The following is a 19,270-nucleotide window of genomic DNA, read 5'->3' on the forward strand; positions in this document are numbered from 1 at the left end:
CTGCCGGTTTTGGACACACTTTTTCCATAATGGCCGGCTGAGGCGGAATTTCGGCGAAATGATAGAAAAACCACGACACGATATGAATATAGTTTTGCCATATTCGCGCACGACCCGGCAAGAAAACGGGTTACCGCCGCCAATTCCAATTACATCGGCATCGGAGTCGGCGTCGGGGCCGCATAGCCCTTGCCGTACGTTTGATCGATGAAATCGCGGATTTCCAGGTCCGACTTGCCTTCCGATTTCAGCTTCACCGATTGCGCGGCAATTTCCAGGCAGACGCCGCAGCGCGTGCCGTGATCGTCCCAGACGACGGTGCCGTCCTCCCGAGCCTCCTTAATGAAGCAGTTCATGTTGCTTCGGTGCCCGACGCTTTCCCCGCAGCCGCAATAACAAGGAATCCACTGGAGCAAATCGGTCGAAGCTCCAGCCAACCGGTACACCAGCCGAATTTCCTCCGCCTTTCCGTCAAGGAAGCTGGGAAGTACGTCGGCCGACGAGGTTTCCTCCTGCAGATCCCCATGCGTATGCCCCTCGTGGGATTCGTTGCCCGCCCCGGTGCAAGCCGCTAAAACAACCGCCATGACGAACAAAATGATCGCGCCTTTACTACGCATTGCCTTCTCCTCCAACAATGTAGATTACAGGTAAATATAACATAAAATCCGGCTCGATTTCCGTTCGGTCACAATTTGTCCATTGGGAATAAAAACCTATCCGCGAGGGAATCTAATGGGGCAGCAATGTGTGAAGGAGATGAGGGGGTATCGTTAGATGGCTTACGGTCGCTTTGTTGGCAATGCTCTTCAGTTCCCTTTCCCCATCCTTCCTGTCGGCGCAGCCGGTGGAGGACGATATTTGCGTTGTGATTGATAAATCACGTCATAGGCTTCAAGTATTTTTAAACGATCACGTCGTATACTCATTTCCTGTCGCCACCGGAAGGGGCGAGCTTACGCCGGAAGGCGAGTTTACGATTGCAAATAAAACAAAAAATCCTTGGTACGTTAGGAAAAATATCCCTCCCGGCGATAAGCGAAATCCGTTCGGTTCACGTTGGATCGGAATCAACGTCCCGAACACGGGAGGATATAAATACGGAATACACGGGACGAACAATCCGTTCTCCATCGGACACAGCGTTTCTTCAGGCTGCATCCGCATGCGGAACAAAGATGTGGAGTGGCTGTACCGCCATATTCCGTTAGGTACGAGGGTCATTATTAAGGACTAACCGGCGGATCGTCATGCCGTGTCGCGAAGCTGAAAGGGGTGCCCAAAACAGCCATTATAAGGCGGCTGTAGGCGTCCCTTCCAAATTTTGAGGGTTTATCCTTCTCTATTCTATAAGTTAGCCTTATAGTTAGAAAGGAGAGAAGGAAATGAAAGTCTTTACTTCCATGTTTGTCGCAGTAATCATGTCCGTTCTTGTCTTTGCTACATCGGCTTCGGCAGCCTACAATGTTGAAGTCATCTCCGGCGTAAACTTCCGAAGCAAGCCGAGCGTCAATTCTACCGTCTACCGTTTTCTTTCCAAGGGCACTGACGTAAAAGTATTATCGAAGGTCAATAAGTACTGGCTGAAGGTGAGTGTGAACGGGAAGACCGGCTACATCTCTGCACTTAGCAAGTTTACCCGTAAAGTCGGAACGACCACCGCAACCGGCACCAGCACCAGCACCAGCGCGACGTCGAAAGCAAGTAAAATCGTTGCTACGGCCAAAAGCTACATCGGCGACTTTAAATATAAGTTCGGTGCAGAGCCGTGGAATACAGGCTACAGATACTCCGATTGCTCGGCGTTCGTTCAATTGGTATTCAATAAGAAGCACGGGTACAGCCTTCCCCGGACTAGCAGAGCGCAAGCAAAGGCCGGGAAATATGTGTCCAAGTCGAATTTGAAGCCGGGAGATCTCGTATTTTTCGATACGACCAACAACGGCATCGTTAATCATGTCGGGATCTATATCGGAAGCGGGAAATTCATTCACAGTTCCCCGATCAACAAGGTCGGCACGAGCGATCTTAGCACCGGATATTGGAAAAACCATTATAAAACGGGTAGACGGGTAGTTTAAAACGGAAAAAATAAACGTAATATTACGCAACACATAATACGGACATGGGAAAATAGGCGCGGAGTATGCCATAGGCATACTTCTGCGCCTATTTTTTTGCTTCCGGACAACATACGAACGCCCATAGAGGGCCATATGATAATGAAAAGATAGCTGATAGAGGGGAGAATCGTTTATTACCATGTACTTTCCTTTGGAATACACGTTCCGCCAGGCAGGGGACACGGTCTTAATCAACGACGTCGCCAAAGCGATTAACGGCGAATATTCCGCCATAGCCTGTTACGAGCAGCTGGCTAAGCTGGCACCGGGCCAAGAAGAAAGATACCGGATTCTTGAGATTCGCAACGACGAGATTCGGCATTACCGAACCTTTACGCAAATTTATATGCAGTTGACCGGGAGGCAGCCGATACCCCAAATTACCGAGCCGTGTCCGAATGAATATCGCGCGGGTCTTCGCGCCGCTTTTCGGGACGAACAAGAGACGGTCGACCGTTACTTGGATATTGCGGAGCATGCGGCAAGCCCGCACATGAAGGAAAGCTTCAAGCGTGCGGCGGCAGATGAGCAGAATCACGGGGTTTGGTTCCTTTATTTCTTGACAGCCGGATAATCGGAAAAAATCGCCTGTTGAGGGCGTTTTTTTTCATATCTGCTGTTTTTTGCACTGTTTTCATAAGCCCGTCGGTTACTATTGTGATTTCTGAAGTTCATGCGCCGCAAATCGTGTTATAATTTGTTTGTTATTCCCGGGCAACAGATTATAACATGACTTTAAAGGAGGCGCTTTTTTGGAGGGGAGCTTTTTATCGGTATTGGTATTCGGTTTCGTGCTTGGAATCAAACACGCCGTTGAACCGGACCATGTGATTGCGGTATCCACGATCGCAAGCAAGAGTAAAAATATATGGCGCTCATCCCTATCGGGCGTATTTTGGGGAGCGGGTCATACGGCCACTTTATTGGTCGCGGGCATTGTGCTGCTGTTGATGAAGGACGAAATTCCCCGGATGTGGGCGATGTCCTTGGAATTTTTAGTAGGCATCATGCTGGTGTATCTCGGGACCGTCAGCCTTTTTACATATAAAACGATCCGGCCTCACAGTCATGTGAGCGATCGGGTTCGCAAAGATTCGTCTTATATAAAATCCGTCTTGATCGGGTTCGTCCACGGCCTTGCGGGAAGTGCGGCTATGGTCATACTTGCCATGTCGTCCGTAAGCACCGTATGGGAGGGCGTCATTTATATTCTGATTTTCGGCGCCGGCACCGTAACCGGAATGCTTGCCTGCACGACGGTCATCGGCATTCCGTTTGCGCTCAGCGCCAAGCATGCGGCGTTGAATCAAAGGTTGTCGCAAGCCGCAGGGTGGATCAGCGTCGCCTTCGGATTATTTTATATGTACAACTTAGGCGTTACGGAAGGCTTGTTCCGGCTTTGGATGCAGTAGCGCCGCGTTAATTTGCGATAGGAGCAACTATGAGACACTACATGTTTATTGGTTTGGTTGTATTAACGATCATCGCGGGCTGTTCCTCATCCGTAAATCAGAGTAATGACGCAAATGCTTTTTTATCGCAAATTTACGGCAATTATCATGAATTAGTAAATCATAAGTACGAAATTGCGATTGTTAAGCGGACCGTCGACGGCGATACATTCGAAACGGACGCCGGATTAAAAGTTAGACTGATCGGTGTAAACAGCCCCGAAAGCACGCGAAAGGTAGAATTCTTCGGTAAAGAAGCGAGTCATTACAGTCGGGACCGATTGACCGGCAAAAAGGTGTACATGTTTCAAGATGCCGGAGACAAAGATAAATACGGAAGATTGTTGCGGTACGTCTTCATAGAGAATGATAGCGTCATGTTCAACGAAGCTCTTCTAATCGAGGGGTACGCAAACACAATGACAGTGCCGCCCAATGTACTGTTTTCGAAAAAATTTGTTGAGCTTGAACGCGAGGCGCGAGAAAAAAATAAAGGCTTATGGGGTAAATCGGACGAAAATATCTCAAATCCCGATAAGTGTGCCGAACCGCAAATTAAAGGGAACATTAATTCCAAAAAAGAAAAAATTTATCATGTCCCCGGCGGTCGCAGTTATGAAAGAACGATCGCCGAAGAAATGTTCTGCACCGAAGAAGAAGCTGTTGCTGCAGGATATAGGAAAGCTAAAAACTAAAATGAATAAATGTCGCGTCTTTGCCTTAATTTCCTCGCTGCGATTCCGTGGGTAGGCGAAAACAAAAGCGCCAATACGAGAAACGCTCCGGCTACCGTTATCATGCTTGCCGCGATGGAGGCGTCCAGCCATCTAGCCAGAAAGTAGCCCGCCACCGCGCTGACCGAGCCGATCAACACACTGTACGCGATCATTCGGCCTAGCTTCTCCGTAAGTAAATATGCCGTTAGAGGCGGGACGACGAGCATTCCGACCACGAGAATGGCGCCGACGCTTTCGAAGGAAGCAACCGTCGTTACCGAGACGAGCCCCATCAACAAGTAGTGGAACGTCGCTACCGGTATGCCCACGGCGGCTGCGAGCCCGGGGTCGAAGGAGCAAACCTTGAATTGCTTGTAGAATAAGCCGATGACGACGACGTTAAGCGCCAGCGCCGATCCGACGAGCCAAATCGCCTTCGGGCCGATATCCGCCCCGAGCAGCTCGATCGTATTCCAGGGCACGTATGCGATTTCCCCGTATAGAACGCAGTCCAGATCGAGATCAATATGACGTGCGAATAAGCTGACCAGCAGAATGCCTACTGCGAACAAAGCCGTAAATACGACCCCGATCGAGGCGTCGGATTGCACGCCGCTTTGGTGAAACAGTTGGATAAGAAATACTGTAAGAAGTCCCAGTACGGCCGCTCCGAGCATCATGGCAACGGAATCGCGCGAGCCGCTCATTAAGAAAGCGATGACGATGCCGGGCAGCACCGAATGGCTGATGGCGTCGCCGATCATCGCCATTTTGCGCAGGACGAGGAAGCAGCCGACTATGCTGCACGCGCTTGCGACCAATATGCCGGTCAATATGACGAATAACATGTTCACGCCGTCTCCTCCTTCCTTGCTCCGACTGAGCTTTCAATGAGCACCCGTCGCTTGACCGCGAGCCGTGTCAGCAGCTTCGCCAGAAGCCCCCTCCGCGGCGCAAATACGACGGATACGACGAATAAACCCGTTGCGCACAGGACGCTGAGCGGCCCCGTTGGCAAATTCGCGCCTTGCGTGCTGATGAATGTGCCGACAAAGCCGGAAACGGCACCGATCGCACCGGACAAACAAACCATAACCCCGAGCTTTTCCGTCCAGTATCGAGCCGATACCGCCGGAGTAATGAGCAGCGACGCCATCAGGACGACGCCTACCGCCTGAATCCCTACTACTACGGCCACAACGATCAGCAGCATGATGATTTGCTCCAGAAGCGGCACCCGAAAGCCGAGCCCTTTGGCAAAGCCGGGATCGAAGCTGACCAGCTTGAATTCTTTGAACAAAAGCGTACATACGACGATCAGCAGCGCCGAAATGACGGTCATCGTATAAACGTCGGTCTGCACCATCGTAGCCGCCTGGCCGAACAAAAATTTGTCCAGCCCGCTTTGGTTGCCGCTGCCGCTGTGCTGAATTTCCGTCAGCAGCATAATGCCGAAGCCGAAAAATACGGATAATACCGCAGCGATCGCCGAGTCCTGTTTAATTCGCGTGTACCGCGTCATGAAGCCGATAGCGAGTGTGGCCGCAATGCCGGCCGCCGCCGCACCGGCCATAAAGCCGAAGATCGACTTCGACCCCGTCAGCATGAAGGCGATGCATACGCCAGGCAATGCCGCATGAGCCAGCGCATCGCCCATGAGCGACTGCTTTCTCAGATAGGCGAAGCTGCCGATGATGCCGCTGCCTAAGCCGAGCAGCATGCACCCGAGTAATATCCATTGCGTGTTCGGATCGGTAAACACCTCGAGCAAGCCGTTCAATTCCATCACCTCTTTGAAATTATCAGGGGTTGGTCATCGCGGTCCAATATGGCCAGCTTTCCGCCGTACGTCCGCTGTAAATTGCGGGCGGTAAACACTTCCTCGGCCGGGCCGAACTCCACCAAGTTTACGTTAAGCAGCATGACCCAGTCGAAGTACTCTTTGACGGTTGCCAAATCGTGGTGCACGACAAGAACCGTCTTGCCCTGCCGCTTCAACTCGTTCAGGAGCGTAATTATCGCTTTTTCGGTCGCGGCGTCGACGCCGACGAAAGGTTCATCCATAAAGTACAGCTGTGCGTCCTGAGCCAGCGCCCTCGCCAAAAAAATCCGCTGCTGCTGCCCGCCGGAGAGCTGGCTTATTTGCCGGCCGGCATAATCGCTCATCCCGACCTTGGCTAAGGAGTCGAGCGCGATCCTCTTTTCCTCCGAGCCGGGACGTTTAAACCAACCCAAATGCCCGTATCGTCCCATCATGACGACATCGAGGGCGTTCGTCGGAAAGTCCCAATCGACCGATTCCCGCTGCGGCACGTAGCCGACGAGCATCCTTTGCTCTTTATACGGCTTGCCGTAGATCGTCACGTCTCCGGTCAAACGGGGAATCAAGCCTAGCGAAGCTTTAATAAGAGTGGATTTGCCCGCTCCGTTCGGACCGACGATTCCGATCAGCCTTCCTTCCGGAACCTCGAACGATATGCCGCGAAGCACCGGTTTTTTCTGATATGCGACAGACATGTCGCTGACTGCCAACGGTGAGCTCTTCATCGCGTTCTTCCCCTCCCTTATTTCAGAGCTTTCACGATGGTGTCGACGTTATGCCGCACCATGCCGATATAAGTCCCTTCCTCCGTGCCTTCCTCGCCCATTGCGTCGGAAAACAGCTCCCCGCCGATCACAATGGTATGCCCCTTTTCCTTGGCGCCTTGGATGACGGCGTCGATCGCTTTGCGAGGCACGCTCGATTCGATAAACACAGCTTTGATTTTGTTATCCACCAAGTAATCCCGCAGCTCCGTTACATCCTTCGTCCCCGCTTCCGAAGCGGTGCTGATGCCCTGCAATCCCATAACTTTGATGGAATAAGCTTCTCCGAAATATCCGAAGGCGTCGTGCGCTGTAACAAGCACCCGCTGCCCCGCCGGAATGGAAGCGATCTGTTCCTTGGTATATGCGTCAAGCTCCTTGAGCTTCTTCAAGTATTGCTCCGCATTGTTCTTGTAGGTGTCCGCATGGCTCGGATCGAGTTTGACCAGCTCGTCGCGAATCGTCTCCACAGCGCTCATCCAATGCTGAACATTAAACCAGATGTGCGGATCATGGCCGGTTCCTTGTTCAGGGTCTCCGGCCAGCAGCCTGGAAGGCGGGATATTTTTCGAAACGGCAACGGTCGGTTTGTCTTTCGCCATCTTTTCTAAGATTTCAACCATTTTCCCTTCCAAATGCAGACCGTTATAAAAGATAATGTCCGCTGTATCCAGCTTGTGAATATCCCCTTCGGAAGCCTTATACAGATGCGGATCGACGCCCGCCTTCATAATGCCCGATACCTCCACATGCTCTCCGCCTACGTTCCTCACAAGGTCCGTGATCATGCCGATCGTTGCGGTTGCTTTCACTTTCCCGCCGGCGGATACCCCTGTCGACGCTTCCTGCCTCCCGCATGCACTCATCACGACGGCCATAACGAGTACGATCGCCGTAGTCGTAATTTTGGTTAAAGCTCCGCGGTTCATTTTCACCGTATTCACACTCCTTCCAATGTTTTATGCAGGACAAACTTTTGAACAAGGTGAACTATGTTTCTCTAGTGATACACTATAGAGTATATACAAAAGTTTTTCCTTAGTGCAATATTTATGTAAAATTTTATGATGGTCCATGCATAATACCCGACTGGGTTTGGAAGCATAATCCTTATTCATTCATGAATGGAGGTGTACCGATGTCCGAACAGAACGAAAACCGGGACAATGCGCTAGAGAACGCAGCCGATGCTGCACGAAACGGCCTGGAAAATGCGGCGGATGCAGTGCAAAACGCCATGGCTAACGCTGCGGATGCAACCCGGAATGCGGTACAAAACGTGTCGAATAACGTAATGAACCGAGATAACCGGGAAAGCGAACAAAACGAATAAAAGGCCAAACAAAAGGGGCACCCGCGAACGCGACGGGTGCCTCTTTGTTTGGCCGCGAATGACAGCAGCGCCGGGATGTTTCCCCCATTGACAATTTATGAAGATTTACTGATATACTCCAATCATACGAAGTGCAAATAGTAGTCTAAGATGACATCAATCTATTAATCAGTCAAGGGGGGAAGCTGGTGTGAAGGCACTGATAGATGAGTACGCCCGCGGATACGAGCAGCTTCGCGAAGCCGTCGAAGGCTTGTCGGAGGAGGAGCTTCGATTTAAGCCCGCACCGGATCAATGGAGCATTCATCAAATTGTTATCCATGTGGCGGATGCGGAGCTCGTATCGACCCATAGGCTGAAAAAAGTGTTAACGGAAGAGGAGCCGCTTCTTACATCGTTTAACCAGAATGCATGGACGGACACCTTGCAATATGAGCATTTGGATCGCGAGCAACATCTTGTTCTGTTTAAGCTGCTGCGGTCCGCCATGCTGCCCCTGCTGGAGCGCTTGACCCCTGAGCAATGCGAGAGAGTCGGAGTGTATGCCGATGCCGGGCGGTTCACCTTCAAGCAATTGCTGGAATACCGCGTTGAGCACATTCGCGGACATCTTGCACAAATCGAACGGGTGAAGGAATCGTATCGCAAACGCCAATGATGTACCAATGATGAAACAGGTAGAAATCGCCTCGGGTTTGAGGCAGTTTTTTTGTTGCATGGTATCGATGAGCATTGGTCTGGGATAGAAACGGTTCGAGCTGCGGATGTTAATGGAAAAGAGAGGCTCGGCGCAATTTGAGCGGATTATGCACCGGAAAGGGTGTTTACATGGCTTGGGTGCAAATCGCGAACACTCGTGACATCGCTGCGGGGGAAATGAAACAAATCGTTTTTAACGAAGAATGCCTTGCTTTGTTCCATGTAGAAGATGGATATTATGTTACTTCTAACCTGTGTACCCATAGAAAACAATACTTAACGGACGGCTCGCTGGACGGAGAGATCGTCTCTTGTCCGAGACACGGAGGCAAATTTGATGTAAAGACGGGAGCTCCGACCGCAGGGCCTTGCTACACACCTTTGCCGACCTATTCCGTGGAAATACGAAATGATGAAATATGGATTGATATTGACGGATCTCCCGAGGTGAAATGACGATGGACGATAAGTTATGGTTTAAAGACTTGGAGGATCTGGATCTGGAAGATTTGGTCCAATTGAAGCTGAGTATCGGGCAGGGGAAATTGCCGGCGGACGATTGGCACCGTAAGCCGTCAACCGATTGTCCGGAAGGGATCACGATGGATGAATGGATTCTCAGGCTTGAGAAGGAGTTTCAGCGGTTGGGCATTTGATGGATTCGCCGCTGCAATAGGATCGGCCATGCGATGGCCCGAAGTCGGGGGCTGCATAAAAAGCGGCGCTTTGTGGAATTCTTTTCAAGATACTTCATTTCCGCAAAAAGGAGACGTTAGTTATGGCAAGGCCCGACAGCCGCAGCGAAAACGTTGACAGACTAAAGAAAAGCGTCAAACACACGATGGAGAACTTGAACGAAGCGCAGGAATATTTGCAGGAGCACGCGGAGGAGCTGTCTCCCCAACAATCGGCGGCTATTCGCGCAAAGAACGAACGGCGCCGCGCGGACATTGAGAGGCTGGAAGGGGAAATCGAGGAAGAGCGCCGGGTGGAGCAATAAAAAAAAGATAGGGAAAGCCATGCGTCGTGCATGGCTTTTTTTATATTCGAAGCTTTCCGTAACTCTCGCAAATTCAGCAAACCTACTAAGGATTTTGTCCAAACGCGGTATTCCTTTATTTCATAGAATGTACCATCAAATAGAAAAGGAGGGGAATGAAAATGGCTAGAGTAGTTCGAGTGAAAAACTACGCCAGCATCGTCCGTAAAGCTCTGAAACGAATTAGAGTAAAAGGCAAAGTTAAAATTAAAGGAGGATGCGGCGGCAACGGCGGCGCCTCATTCGGCCGGTTCACCGGCTCCAACACTTTCGGCGCGGTTACAAAAGAACCGTTTGTTGGCCCTTCGCTGCAGCAGCGTCTGTTCGGCTGGGCGCTCGCGAGCACGATTGTAACGGTCAGCCTGGAGACCGCCCGATTCCGCGGGCGCGTCATCAGTGTTGACGGCAATGGATTTGAAATGACGGTAACCAATCCTTTGACTTCGGGCTTTATTCCCGGATCGATTGTATTTGTGAGCTTCAGGCAAGTAAATGCCGTATCCGCCGACGGCTAAATAGAAGAAAGCCCAACCCAACACCAACCTCCTGCTTTCGCCATGGTCACTCCTTTATCGGGGAAAAGCCGCGCATTTTGCGCGGCTTTTCTGCATGTCCGGCAATTCTTTGCTCCTGCGTAACATTAGGATTCTCTCATATTTCCGCAAATCTACTATCGGCCGGCTAACTCGTAAAAACAAATCGCAGCAGGGATGCGTTCGCCTCGCTTCCCTGCTGCTTGTGCAATGGATGTGAAATGACGGTAACCGATCCGTTGATTTCACATGATTACTATATTCCGCAAAGTAAAAAAGGTTCGAGCATGTTTAGGAAAGCCGCATTTTAAGCCTTTCTTTTCCTTTTTTTGTGAGGAATGTCCAAACGGTCCGAATCGGATTTGAATAGATTGTTTTATCACGATGCAAAGGAGGAAAGCAGCTTGAAAAAGAAATATGCCAAAGCCAAAACAAAGGGCTTCGGTTACGGCTTTTATGGCGTAGATCCGTTTCTTGCTCCTTTTGGCGTAATTCCGAATCAGCCGGTTGCTTACGGTCCGGAAGGGAAAGTATTGCCCAATGACGATCCCGGCGAAGGGGCCGGTGCGGGGGCTGGGACAGGAATAGGCACAGGAATAGGTACGGGGGCCGGCACAGGAACAGGTACGGGGGCCGGCGCAGGCGCAGGGTTAGGAGCGGGATTAGGCGCAGGCGCGGGAGCCGAGGCAGGCGCAGGCGCGGGCACTGTCGTCGGCGCATCCGCATACAAGCCTCGAGCAAAGAAAAAAAGAACCGTATAATACATCGAAACGGGGAACCCTGAAGCGGGTTCCCCGTTTCCTTCATCTATATTTAGGAAGAATACTGTGTGCTTATCGACCTGCCCGGCCCGCCAACGTTTGCTCCGCAATCTCCACCATGCGGCGTACCATATGGCCTCCGATTGCGCCTGTATCGCGGGTAGCCATGTAACCGTAATAACCGTCTTCCGGAATTTGTATTCCCAATTCCCGCGCGATCTCAAATTTTAATTGCTCCATCGCTTGTGCCGCTTGCGGTACTACAAGAACATTGGAGCTTCTGGATTGACCCTGTGCCATTGGTGTCACCTCCTTATGTAAACCTATTATTTTCCGCAGCCGTTTTTATTATGCACTTTCATTTCCACGACCGGCGGAATTTTTTGCGTTGCCAGCATCTCCATAATGTGAACTTTGCCCTATCGTGTTATGGTGATTGTTGGAGGGATTTATATGCTACATGAACCGCTAAAGCCGATGCTGCTTTATTCCTCCCCGACGGTTCCTGCCGGCCAGTACATGTATCAGCTTAAATTTGACGGGCATCGTACTCTGTTACATAAAGAGGGCGAGAACATAAGCATGTTCACAAGACAAGGAACCCACTGCACCGCACAGTATCCCGAAGTAGCGGCCGGTGCGGCAATCGGTGCCGACAACGTTATTTTGGACGGCGAAATGATCGTCATGGGCGCGGACGGCAAGCCTTGCTTCGATTCATTGATGGAGCGCTTTTCAGCCAAAAAGTCGATAAATCGTTTGGCGAATAAGATGCCGGCTCATTTCGTTGCCTTCGACATTCTTTATTTAAACGGCAAAGACGTAACGAAGCTGCCCATTGAAAAGCGGCTGAGCCTGCTGCAGGATGTCGCGGCTTCCTCGGAAGCGATGAGCGTGTGCCGAAGCAGTGATGACGGCGAGTCGTTGTTTGAGGCTGTCAAAACGATGGGCCTTGAAGGGATTGTCAGCAAAAAGAAGCATAGCGTGTATCAAATGGATACGCGGAGCGCCGCATGGGTCAAAACGAAAAATTACTTGTATGAAACGGTGCAGATTGCGGGGATTCGCAAAGGCGGAAAGTTCGGCTGGCTATTGCAATTGGACGGAAGATATCTCGGCGTTATGGAGCTTACGCCGCTTGCGGCACGCCATGCGTTTGCGGCGATAGCGCCTAAAATAAAAACGAGCGAGGACAAGCATTTCGTGTTCGTGAAGCCGCTGATCCGCTGCCGCGTGAAGTTTCAGTGCTATACGAAAAAGGGACTGCTTCGCTCGCCGAGTTTTATGAAGTTTGTTTCATAAACCGGCGGACGGCTTTTTAAGAAGGGAAAACCCACAGCTTCATTGCTGTGGGTTTTCATCTATATGAATGAAAAAGGGGATGTACTTATAGTAACGTGCGTTCCTTAAAGGAAGCTGAAAATAAAAAGTCAGATGTGTTACAATTCGCTTATCAATTATTTCCTTTTTTGAACAAAATATGACCGCGGCAATAAAGCAAAAGTCCTACCAACTTTCGACCCAATGTGATAAAATATTTCACGAATCGACATAACTCACGATAACGGCAAAGCTGATGAAAATCAGTGACGCAAAGCTAAAGGGGCTAAAGTGTTCATCCACCATGCTCGCCAGCTACCGAAAGAGGATTTTTGTACACCTTACAAACACTCCCTTCGGCAGGGAGTTTTTTTTATTGCGGAGGATTATTCATGAAACGGGTAATGATTGTAGACGATTCCGCTTTTATGCGGATGTATTTAAAAAATATGTTTGGCGAGCTGGGGCATGAAGCGGTCGCGGAAGCTTCCAATGGATTCGACGCGATTGAATTGTGCCGCAAGTGCCAGCCCGATTTAATTACATTGGATATTAACATGCCGGATATGGACGGAATTGCTGCGGTGAAGGAAATCAGAAAATTTGATCAAACGGTTCATATCATTATGGTTTCTTCCATGGGACAGCAATCCTTCATTAGGGAAGCTTTATCCTACGGGGCGAACGATTTTTTGGTAAAGCCTTTCGGTAAAGAAAGATTGATAGAAATTAATGATAAGTATATGGCTTCATGACTTTGCCCCGGAACGGCAATACATAAATAAAAACCGCCTCTGCATCGGAGGCGGTTGTCGCTTTTTCTAACCGAGCAATGTTCGAAATAAAAGATAGGCGTTTAATCCGATAATCACGGAGGTCACAATCCAAGCAAGCGCTTTAAGCCACGGAGGATTGACAAACTCCCCCATTTTCTTTTTGTCCCCGGTAAATTGGACTAGCGGCACTACCGCAAACGACAGCTGTAAAGACAGAATGACTTGACTGAGAATCAGCAGCTGCGCCGTCCCGCTTTCCCCCGAGATCGCCGTAACAATAACCGCAGGCACGATGGCAATGAGCCGGGTGATCAAGCGGCGGAGCCAAGGGGCGAGCCGTATGTTCAAGAAGCCCTCCATCACAATTTGACCGGCTAGCGTTCCGGTTAAAGTAGAGTTTTGGCCTGACGCCAGGAGCGCGACTCCGAATAAAATGCTCCCGAGAGCCGTTCCAAGCAGCGGCGTTAACAAATGATACGCTTCGCCGATTTCCGCCACCTCCGTCAACCCCGCACGATGAAAAGTGGCCGCGGAAACGATCAGAATGGACGCATTAATGAACAACGCGAAAAATAAAGCGATCGACGAGTCCCATGTCGCATATTTGATCGCTTGGCGTTTGCCCAAGCTCGTTTGTTCAAAACGACGGGTTTGCACAATGGAAGAATGCAGATACAGATTGTGAGGCATGACCGTCGCTCCGAGTATACCGATGGCAATGTACAGCATCGTAGGATTGCTTACGATTTCCGTGCTCGGAACAAAGCCTTGCATAATCCCGCCGAAATCCGGCTTCGAGAGGAAAATGTCCGTTGCGAAGCATGCGCCGATTGTGACGATGAGCACGATAACCAAACTTTCGATCCATCGAAATCCTTTGTTCTGCAAGAGCAAGACGATAAGGACGTCCAAAGCGGTAATAATGACGCCGTAAATTAGGGGAATGCCGAAAAGCAGATTCAAAGCGATCGCCGCGCCGATCACCTCCGCCAAATCGCATGCCGCAATCGCCAATTCGCAGAGCACCCATAGCACCATGGCAACGGGCTTGCTGTAATGGTCGCGGCAAGCTTGAGCCAAATCCCTTCCCGTCACGATGCCGAGCTTTCCGGCTAATGCTTGCAGAAGAATCGCCATTACATTGGAGAGAAAAATAACCGAGAGCAAGCTATACCCGAAAAGAGAACCTCCTGCGATATCGGTAGCCCAGTTTCCCGGGTCCATATAGCCGACCGCAACCATATATCCGGGTCCGGCAAAGGCAAGAAATTTCTTGAACCAAGAGCCTGTTTTGGGAATCCGAAGGCTTCTGTATACTTCAGGCAAGCTTGCCTGCGTTCGTGCTTGTCGCCAGCCTTCTTCAGCGGGAATCGGCAGTTTTTCTACGTTCTCGCTCATTATCATCACCTCATTATTGGTACTGTCCAAATATTTTGTATAAGGGCAACTTTTACGGTAAAAAAAAGGTTTGAAGACTTTAGAAATATTATATGCATGAGCATAACAAAGTTGTTTTGCCCTTGCAACATTTTTTTGTCCTTGGGCAACTTTTGGGACGGCGCGTGCTTCATAACTTTCTCAATCATGATATACTAAACCAAACGGCGAAAAAGGAGGAAGGATTCATCTGATCACGAGCAGATTCAGAAGGTGGCTGTTGGTTGCCGTTGCTTTCTCTTTGTTTTTCCTTCATACGCCGCTGCACGACGATGAAATATTACTGCAGCAACCGGACGAACAAATCACGACAAGCGCCGATAAAGGACTTGTTTCATTTCATACCAACGGTTCCCAATTGCATGCGGTTCAGCCTGTAAAGCAGCTCATTTACTACGTATTCGATAAAACGGCCGTCACGCTCAATTTGCTTTTCTTAGTTGTTTTTTCGGCTTATTGGTTGTCCAGGTTTCATATCTTGTTAAAGCACCGGCTGCTGCGGCCGATTAAATTCACATCGATTTTCGTGGATCGTTCTCCAAGAATGTGAGGATAAAAAATTCTTGGAGGGATTGCTCGTGAAAGAACAGGCGAAGAAGACCTTGAAGCCGCTAGTACATGATTCTCGGGAAGAGCTTCGAGGGAAGGTGTTTAGGGAGCTGCGCGGCGTATTGATTTTTGTAGTATTTACGGCTGCGGTGCTCACAGCAGCTTTTATGATCTTAAAATAACGATTTGGACATAATTTTAAAAATCGAAAGCCCCTGAGAAGGGGCTTTATTGCTGCATATGCAGTGGATCAAAATATCAATACATCCTTTGAAAAGTCTTCTTCCAGTTTCTCAACCGGATTTTCTTTATTTGCATCGGCGCTTTTTTCTTTGTTCCGTTTTTCGCTCGATTCGGATTTATTTTCTTCCTGACCCGTTGTCATGCAGTTCCTCCTAGTAATTGTTCGCGTTTATTTTATCCAAAAATTCCATTTATAACAAAGTTGTCAATGTTCCGCCCAACGCTCCCAAGAGCACTACGATCCACGGCGGCAGTTTCCAAAACGCCAGCGCGATAAATAATACGGAGGCTAATACAAAATCGGCCGGAGAAACAATCGAACTTGTCCAGATCGGGTCATACCATGCGGCAAGAAGAATGCCCACCACTGCAGCGTTAATTCCAACAAAAGCGCCTTGAACCTTCGGAAGACGTCGGAGCTTGTTCCAGAACGGCAACGTGCCGATGACGAGAAGAAAAGCAGGCAAAAAAATACCGGCCGTCGCAATCAACGCGCCCGCCCATCCATTGATTACCGCTCCTAGATATGCAGCGAACGTAAACATCGGACCGGGAACGGCTTGAGTCGCCCCATACCCGGCCAAAAACTCCGCCTCGGAGACCCACCCCGCAGGAACAAGCTCCCTTTCAAGGAGCGGTAATACGACGTGTCCTCCGCCGAAAACAAGCGAGCCGGAACGGTAAAAGCTATCGAAGAGGGAGAGCCATCCGCTCGGTGCGAGTCCTTTCGCTACAGGGAGCAGCATCAGCAAAGCAAAGAAAAGAACAAGGCTGATCACAGCTATGTAACGAGGAATGGGGACGTTCATTTGCGGCACGTCGTCGGATTTTTTTTCTTTGTACAAAACGAGCCCAAGCAATCCGGCCGCGATAATAATCGCGACTTGACTTACCGCCGTTTGCCATAGCAATGCGATCCCCGCTGAGACGATCGCAATCGTAATCCGATTGCGATCCGGGGTCAATTTTTGCCCCATCCCCCAGATGGCGTGCGCCACGATGGCTACGGCGATTACTTTAAGTCCATGAATCCATCCCGTATGAGCTGCGTCAAAACCTTGTACCAACATCGCAAATAGCACCAATACGATGACGGAAGGCAGCGTGAATCCGATAAATGCCAGAAGGCCACCCAGCAAACCTGCACGCATAATGCCAATGCCGATGCCCACTTGGCTGCTGGCGGGGCCAGGCAAAAACTGACAAAGAGCCACTATATCCGAATAACTTCTTTCATCCATCCATTTCCGCCGTCTGATATATTCGTCATGAAAATAGCCCAAGTGGGCGATCGGTCCTCCGAATGAAGTTAACCCGAGTTTCGCGGATACGCCTAATACCTCCAATAGGCGTTTCAGTCGGGAACGGTCCTCTCCCACGCTTTGTTTGCTTTTCATGGCTGCCTCCCATTGTCTGTGTTATTAGGATTGAAGCTGCACAAATCCCCGCTGTGAATGTTCGTGGTTTCAATTTGAATTGTTGTGTGCGGGATTTGAAAATGCTCCTCAACAATATGGACCGCTTGCTGCAATATTTTTTGGCTGTCCTTCCCTTCTTCAATCAGCAAATGGCAGCTGAGCGAATCAAGTCCCGATGTGATGGTCCAAATGTGCAGATCATGAACGTCCCTTACTCCATCAATGCTTTCCAGTTCTTGCTTCACCTTGTCCCTGTCGATCGTAATCGGCGTGCCTTCCATCAAGATGTGGACCGTATGTTTAATGACTCCCCAAGCTCCCTTAAGAATTAACAGCGCAACCAGAACGGAGATGATCGGGTCTGCGACATACCATCCGAACAGCCACATCAAAAGACCTGCCGCAATCGCGCCGACCGAGCCTAATGCATCTCCGAGAATATGAAGATAGGCGCTGCGCAAATTTACGTTGTTTTTCACGTCGCCTTGTCGCATGAGTACCCAAGCGCTGACCAGGTTTGCCAGCAAACCGATGAATGCGATCAGCATCATGGAGCCGCCGGCGACTTCAGGCGGACTCGTAAATCGCCGTACGGCTTCCCAGGTGATCACGCCTGCAATGGCAAAAAGTGCAATTCCATTAAATAATGCGGCGAGTATTTCAAAGCGGTAAAAGCCGTAGGTTTTATTCGGCGATGCCGGTCTGGCGGCGAACCACATGGCCGCAAGGCTTAAAAATAAAGCGCTGACGTCGCTGAGCATATGTCCCGAGTCAGACAGAAGGGCCAAGCTGTTGGTGATCAATCCCCCAAAAAACTCTATAAGCATGATGCCCGCTGTGATGAATAATGCAATCGTTAACCCTTTCTTATTTCCTTCGCGTCCGTGTCCATGGTGATGTCCATGACTGTGCCCGTGTGCGTGGTCGTGCGAATGTCCATGTCCATGATGGTGATGCATCGAAATTCCCCCTAATGGTGTTTTGCGTGGTCGATGACCTGATGCAGCAGAGAGATCACGTGCTCATCGTCGCAAGAATAAAACAAGGCTTTCCCTTCTCTGCGATATTTTACAAGCCTGAGGTTACGAAGCATGCTGAGTTGATGAGAAACGGCCGATTGCGACATTTCTAAAATTTCCGCGATATGGCCTACCGAGCATTCTTCCTGCGATAACAAATAAAGCAATCTAAGACGTGAGGGGTCGGCGAGCGCCTTTAGTATGAGCGTTGCATTCTGTACCGCTTCGGGAGCCAAGAAGGCGTGTTCGCTTTTTCTCATTATACTTATCTCCATTTCAAATTCATTCATATGAGCACTTGTTCATATGTATATTATGATATTGCCGTGTTATTGTCAACATTAGGTAACCATATTTTATGGCATGATATTTTTAATTTCGTGAAAAATAAACTAAATATATGTACGTGGCAAAGGTGGGCGGGCTCATTTGTCGGAAATTGTAACAAACCGCATGATCCTTATAATCGTTAATATTATTACTGCCTTGTTGCTCATCTTCACAGTGCCCAAGGATAAACTCCGCGAGGCATCGGTGATGTTTTTCTTCAAACAAACGATAACATGGAGTTTCGGGCTCCTGGTTGTAGAGTGGGGACTTATAAAATACCCTGTACGCGAATTTGTCAAAGCCGATGCAACGAGCTTTTCATTTGAATATTTCATTTATCCGTCCTTGTGCGTCATCTTTAACTTGCGTTATCCGAAAGGGGAAAAGTGGAAGAAGGCAGTCTGGATCCTTGGATTCCCCACAGTCATGACTATATTAGAAGTCATTATCGAGCATAATACGGATTTGATTAAGTATGTCCATTGGTCATGGTATTTGACATGGATCACGTTGTTGTTGACCTTTTTGATTTCGAGATTGTATTTTGTTTGGATTTACAAAAAAAGCGATAAGAAATACACTTGGTAATAAATGCGCAAGGGTCTTTACAACCGCGACGTTAGGGAGTAGTATTCATTTCATGATAATTAAATAAGGAAATCAATTCTTATTCGCTGAGTTTCCGTTATGGAAAGCGGGGGAACCAAAGTGAAGCTTTCCTGGCCTGGCCTTGAATGGCTTCATATGGGGTGAATTCTGATATTTTTTGACTTGCGGGACTTCAAAGTATCAGATAGGGCTACTCTCACAGCCCGAATCCGACAGCTAACCTCGTAAGCGTCGTTGGGGAGAGGAGTGTTAAACCTTGTGACCGATTAGGACCACGGAGGGCATTGCCTCTGTGGTTTTTTGGCGTTCATCAATAATTGACATGAAA

At 49.5% G+C, this 19,270-nt stretch carries 28 protein-coding genes and 2 riboswitches; of the genes, 17 read left to right on the top strand and 11 right to left on the bottom strand.

Annotation, left to right across the window (positions count from 1 at the left end; genetic code table 11):
• Positions 1-149 precede the first annotated feature (149 nt).
• Positions 150-587, bottom strand: coding sequence for a PCYCGC motif-containing (lipo)protein (locus tag PT964_RS11605; RefSeq protein WP_425262706.1), 438 nt, complete (start codon positions 585-587; stop codon positions 150-152).
• Positions 588-868: 281 nt separating this feature from the next.
• Between PT964_RS11605 and PT964_RS11610 the strand changes: the two genes are divergently transcribed.
• The 5 genes from PT964_RS11610 to PT964_RS11630 all read left to right on the top strand — a co-directional run bounded on the left by PT964_RS11610 (position 869) and on the right by PT964_RS11630 (position 4,269).
• On the top strand, positions 869-1,237 hold the full coding sequence (locus tag PT964_RS11610; protein ID WP_337995023.1) for a L,D-transpeptidase: 369 nt from the start codon (positions 869-871) through the stop codon (positions 1,235-1,237).
• A gap of 148 nt (positions 1,238-1,385) precedes the next feature.
• Positions 1,386-2,081, top strand: coding sequence for a C40 family peptidase (locus tag PT964_RS11615; protein WP_274363511.1), 696 nt, complete (start codon positions 1,386-1,388; stop codon positions 2,079-2,081).
• Positions 2,082-2,262: 181 nt separating this feature from the next.
• The gene (locus PT964_RS11620; protein WP_274363512.1) at positions 2,263-2,697 is read left to right on the top strand and encodes a ferritin-like domain-containing protein; all 435 of its coding nucleotides are present in this window, start codon (positions 2,263-2,265) and stop codon (positions 2,695-2,697) included.
• A gap of 178 nt (positions 2,698-2,875) precedes the next feature.
• Complete coding sequence (locus tag PT964_RS11625; RefSeq protein WP_274363513.1) at positions 2,876-3,535, top strand: urease accessory protein UreH domain-containing protein; 660 nt, start codon at positions 2,876-2,878, stop codon at positions 3,533-3,535.
• Positions 3,536-3,576: 41 nt separating this feature from the next.
• Positions 3,577-4,269, top strand: coding sequence for a thermonuclease family protein (locus PT964_RS11630; RefSeq protein ID WP_274363514.1), 693 nt, complete (start codon positions 3,577-3,579; stop codon positions 4,267-4,269).
• On the opposite strand, the gene PT964_RS11635 is transcribed toward PT964_RS11630, so the two are convergent.
• Genes PT964_RS11635 through PT964_RS11650 form a run of 4 tightly spaced genes read right to left on the bottom strand, consistent with a single transcriptional unit; the run spans position 4,266 to position 7,754 of the window.
• Entirely contained in the window at positions 4,266-5,138 is an 873-nt protein-coding gene (locus PT964_RS11635) for a metal ABC transporter permease (RefSeq protein ID WP_425262707.1), read from the bottom strand. The two genes, PT964_RS11630 and PT964_RS11635, sit on opposite strands and share 4 nt — an antisense overlap.
• Positions 5,139-5,140: 2 nt before the next feature.
• A complete protein-coding gene (locus PT964_RS11640) occupies positions 5,141-6,070 on the bottom strand; it encodes a metal ABC transporter permease (protein WP_274363516.1) in 930 nt (309 codons plus the stop codon).
• A 5-nt stretch (positions 6,071-6,075) separates the two neighbouring features.
• Positions 6,076-6,837: a metal ABC transporter ATP-binding protein gene (locus tag PT964_RS11645; protein WP_274363517.1), complete on the bottom strand. Its 762-nt coding sequence runs from the start codon at positions 6,835-6,837 to the stop codon at positions 6,076-6,078.
• Between the two features lie 17 nt (positions 6,838-6,854).
• Positions 6,855-7,754 carry a metal ABC transporter solute-binding protein, Zn/Mn family gene (locus PT964_RS11650; protein ID WP_274363555.1) on the bottom strand — a complete coding sequence of 300 codons (900 nt, stop codon included), beginning with the start codon at positions 7,752-7,754 and terminating at the stop codon, positions 6,855-6,857.
• Positions 7,755-8,014: 260 nt separating this feature from the next.
• On the opposite strand from PT964_RS11650, the gene PT964_RS11655 reads away from it, so the two are divergent.
• The 7 genes from PT964_RS11655 to PT964_RS11685 all read left to right on the top strand — a co-directional run bounded on the left by PT964_RS11655 (position 8,015) and on the right by PT964_RS11685 (position 11,241).
• Positions 8,015-8,209 carry a hypothetical protein gene (locus PT964_RS11655; protein WP_274363518.1) on the top strand — a complete coding sequence of 65 codons (195 nt, stop codon included), beginning with the start codon at positions 8,015-8,017 and terminating at the stop codon, positions 8,207-8,209.
• A gap of 190 nt (positions 8,210-8,399) precedes the next feature.
• Entirely contained in the window at positions 8,400-8,867 is a 468-nt protein-coding gene (locus tag PT964_RS11660) for a DinB family protein (protein ID WP_274363519.1), read from the top strand.
• Between the two features lie 170 nt (positions 8,868-9,037).
• Positions 9,038-9,364 carry a Rieske (2Fe-2S) protein gene (locus PT964_RS11665; protein ID WP_274363520.1) on the top strand — a complete coding sequence of 109 codons (327 nt, stop codon included), beginning with the start codon at positions 9,038-9,040 and terminating at the stop codon, positions 9,362-9,364.
• Positions 9,365-9,366: 2 nt separating this feature from the next.
• Positions 9,367-9,564: a hypothetical protein gene (locus tag PT964_RS11670; protein WP_274363521.1), complete on the top strand. Its 198-nt coding sequence runs from the start codon at positions 9,367-9,369 to the stop codon at positions 9,562-9,564.
• Between the two features lie 122 nt (positions 9,565-9,686).
• Positions 9,687-9,908 carry a small acid-soluble spore protein Tlp gene (locus PT964_RS11675; protein WP_274363522.1) on the top strand — a complete coding sequence of 74 codons (222 nt, stop codon included), beginning with the start codon at positions 9,687-9,689 and terminating at the stop codon, positions 9,906-9,908.
• Positions 9,909-10,069: 161 nt separating this feature from the next.
• Positions 10,070-10,462 carry a hypothetical protein gene (locus tag PT964_RS11680; protein WP_274363523.1) on the top strand — a complete coding sequence of 131 codons (393 nt, stop codon included), beginning with the start codon at positions 10,070-10,072 and terminating at the stop codon, positions 10,460-10,462.
• A 422-nt stretch (positions 10,463-10,884) separates the two neighbouring features.
• Positions 10,885-11,241, top strand: coding sequence for a hypothetical protein (locus PT964_RS11685; RefSeq protein ID WP_274363524.1), 357 nt, complete (start codon positions 10,885-10,887; stop codon positions 11,239-11,241).
• A 72-nt stretch (positions 11,242-11,313) separates the two neighbouring features.
• On the opposite strand, the gene PT964_RS11690 is transcribed toward PT964_RS11685, so the two are convergent.
• A complete protein-coding gene (locus tag PT964_RS11690) occupies positions 11,314-11,541 on the bottom strand; it encodes an alpha/beta-type small acid-soluble spore protein (RefSeq protein WP_274363525.1) in 228 nt (75 codons plus the stop codon).
• A 153-nt stretch (positions 11,542-11,694) separates the two neighbouring features.
• Here PT964_RS11690 and PT964_RS11695 point away from each other — a divergent pair, with 153 nt between their 5' ends.
• Positions 11,695-12,543: an ATP-dependent DNA ligase gene (locus tag PT964_RS11695; RefSeq protein ID WP_274363526.1), complete on the top strand. Its 849-nt coding sequence runs from the start codon at positions 11,695-11,697 to the stop codon at positions 12,541-12,543.
• A gap of 254 nt (positions 12,544-12,797) precedes the next feature.
• Positions 12,798-12,884, top strand: a riboswitch (cyclic di-GMP riboswitch).
• Between the two features lie 69 nt (positions 12,885-12,953).
• A complete protein-coding gene (locus PT964_RS11700; protein WP_274363527.1) occupies positions 12,954-13,316 on the top strand; it encodes a response regulator in 363 nt (120 codons plus the stop codon).
• 66 nt (positions 13,317-13,382) lie between these two features.
• Here PT964_RS11700 and PT964_RS11705 read toward each other — a convergent pair whose 3' ends face one another.
• Complete coding sequence (locus tag PT964_RS11705; protein ID WP_274363528.1) at positions 13,383-14,735, bottom strand: Nramp family divalent metal transporter; 1,353 nt, start codon at positions 14,733-14,735, stop codon at positions 13,383-13,385.
• A 259-nt stretch (positions 14,736-14,994) separates the two neighbouring features.
• On the opposite strand from PT964_RS11705, the gene PT964_RS11710 reads away from it, so the two are divergent.
• On the top strand, positions 14,995-15,324 hold the full coding sequence (locus tag PT964_RS11710) for a hypothetical protein (protein ID WP_274363529.1): 330 nt from the start codon (positions 14,995-14,997) through the stop codon (positions 15,322-15,324).
• A 28-nt stretch (positions 15,325-15,352) separates the two neighbouring features.
• The gene (locus PT964_RS11715; protein ID WP_274363530.1) at positions 15,353-15,505 is read left to right on the top strand and encodes a hypothetical protein; all 153 of its coding nucleotides are present in this window, start codon (positions 15,353-15,355) and stop codon (positions 15,503-15,505) included.
• Between the two features lie 68 nt (positions 15,506-15,573).
• Here the strand turns inward: PT964_RS11715 and PT964_RS11720 are convergent, their stop codons facing one another.
• Genes PT964_RS11720 through PT964_RS11735 form a run of 4 tightly spaced genes read right to left on the bottom strand, consistent with a single transcriptional unit; the run spans position 15,574 to position 18,263 of the window.
• Positions 15,574-15,708 (bottom strand): hypothetical protein, encoded by a 135-nt coding sequence (locus PT964_RS11720; protein ID WP_274363531.1) that lies wholly within the window; start codon positions 15,706-15,708, stop codon positions 15,574-15,576.
• Positions 15,709-15,757: 49 nt separating this feature from the next.
• Entirely contained in the window at positions 15,758-16,963 is a 1,206-nt protein-coding gene (locus PT964_RS11725) for a chromate transporter (protein ID WP_274363532.1), read from the bottom strand.
• A complete protein-coding gene (locus tag PT964_RS11730) occupies positions 16,960-17,943 on the bottom strand; it encodes a cation diffusion facilitator family transporter (protein ID WP_274363533.1) in 984 nt (327 codons plus the stop codon). Before PT964_RS11730 ends, PT964_RS11725 begins: the two co-directional genes overlap by 4 nt.
• Before the next feature lie 11 nt (positions 17,944-17,954).
• Positions 17,955-18,263: an ArsR/SmtB family transcription factor gene (locus tag PT964_RS11735; RefSeq protein ID WP_274363534.1), complete on the bottom strand. Its 309-nt coding sequence runs from the start codon at positions 18,261-18,263 to the stop codon at positions 17,955-17,957.
• 169 nt (positions 18,264-18,432) lie between these two features.
• On the opposite strand from PT964_RS11735, the gene PT964_RS11740 reads away from it, so the two are divergent.
• Complete coding sequence (locus PT964_RS11740; RefSeq protein WP_337995024.1) at positions 18,433-18,921, top strand: CBO0543 family protein; 489 nt, start codon at positions 18,433-18,435, stop codon at positions 18,919-18,921.
• Between the two features lie 74 nt (positions 18,922-18,995).
• A riboswitch (cyclic di-AMP (ydaO/yuaA leader) is annotated at positions 18,996-19,188 on the top strand.
• Positions 19,189-19,270: the final 82 nt, after the last annotated feature.

It is taken from the genome of Paenibacillus thermotolerans (assembly GCF_028745515.1).
In the GTDB taxonomy this organism is placed as follows: Bacteria; Bacillota; Bacilli; order Paenibacillales; family YIM-B00363; genus Paenibacillus_AE; species Paenibacillus_AE thermotolerans.

Bases quoted from the DNA above. Each gene is read 5' to 3' on its own strand.
- PT964_RS11605 (WP_425262706.1), bottom strand. From the start codon at position 587: ATGGCGGTTGTTTTAGCGGCTTGCACCGGGGCGGGCAACGAATCCCAC.
- PT964_RS11615 (WP_274363511.1), top strand. From the start codon at position 1,386: ATGAAAGTCTTTACTTCCATGTTTGTCGCAGTAATCATGTCCGTTCTT.
- PT964_RS11620 (WP_274363512.1), top strand. From the start codon at position 2,263: ATGTACTTTCCTTTGGAATACACGTTCCGCCAGGCAGGGGACACGGTC.
- PT964_RS11630 (WP_274363514.1), top strand. From the start codon at position 3,577: ATGTTTATTGGTTTGGTTGTATTAACGATCATCGCGGGCTGTTCCTCA.
- PT964_RS11635 (WP_425262707.1), bottom strand. From the start codon at position 5,138: ATGTTATTCGTCATATTGACCGGCATATTGGTCGCAAGCGCGTGCAGC.
- PT964_RS11645 (WP_274363517.1), bottom strand. From the start codon at position 6,837: ATGAAGAGCTCACCGTTGGCAGTCAGCGACATGTCTGTCGCATATCAG.
- PT964_RS11650 (WP_274363555.1), bottom strand. From the start codon at position 7,754: ATGGCCGTCGTGATGAGTGCATGCGGGAGGCAGGAAGCGTCGACAGGG.
- PT964_RS11655 (WP_274363518.1), top strand. From the start codon at position 8,015: ATGTCCGAACAGAACGAAAACCGGGACAATGCGCTAGAGAACGCAGCC.
- PT964_RS11665 (WP_274363520.1), top strand. From the start codon at position 9,038: ATGGCTTGGGTGCAAATCGCGAACACTCGTGACATCGCTGCGGGGGAA.
- PT964_RS11670 (WP_274363521.1), top strand. From the start codon at position 9,367: ATGGACGATAAGTTATGGTTTAAAGACTTGGAGGATCTGGATCTGGAA.
- PT964_RS11675 (WP_274363522.1), top strand. From the start codon at position 9,687: ATGGCAAGGCCCGACAGCCGCAGCGAAAACGTTGACAGACTAAAGAAA.
- PT964_RS11680 (WP_274363523.1), top strand. From the start codon at position 10,070: ATGGCTAGAGTAGTTCGAGTGAAAAACTACGCCAGCATCGTCCGTAAA.
- PT964_RS11690 (WP_274363525.1), bottom strand. From the start codon at position 11,541: ATGGCACAGGGTCAATCCAGAAGCTCCAATGTTCTTGTAGTACCGCAA.
- PT964_RS11695 (WP_274363526.1), top strand. From the start codon at position 11,695: ATGCTACATGAACCGCTAAAGCCGATGCTGCTTTATTCCTCCCCGACG.
- PT964_RS11700 (WP_274363527.1), top strand. From the start codon at position 12,954: ATGAAACGGGTAATGATTGTAGACGATTCCGCTTTTATGCGGATGTAT.
- PT964_RS11705 (WP_274363528.1), bottom strand. From the start codon at position 14,735: ATGAGCGAGAACGTAGAAAAACTGCCGATTCCCGCTGAAGAAGGCTGG.
- PT964_RS11720 (WP_274363531.1), bottom strand. From the start codon at position 15,708: ATGACAACGGGTCAGGAAGAAAATAAATCCGAATCGAGCGAAAAACGG.
- PT964_RS11725 (WP_274363532.1), bottom strand. From the start codon at position 16,963: ATGAAAAGCAAACAAAGCGTGGGAGAGGACCGTTCCCGACTGAAACGC.
- PT964_RS11730 (WP_274363533.1), bottom strand. From the start codon at position 17,943: ATGCATCACCATCATGGACATGGACATTCGCACGACCACGCACACGGG.
- PT964_RS11735 (WP_274363534.1), bottom strand. From the start codon at position 18,263: ATGAGAAAAAGCGAACACGCCTTCTTGGCTCCCGAAGCGGTACAGAAT.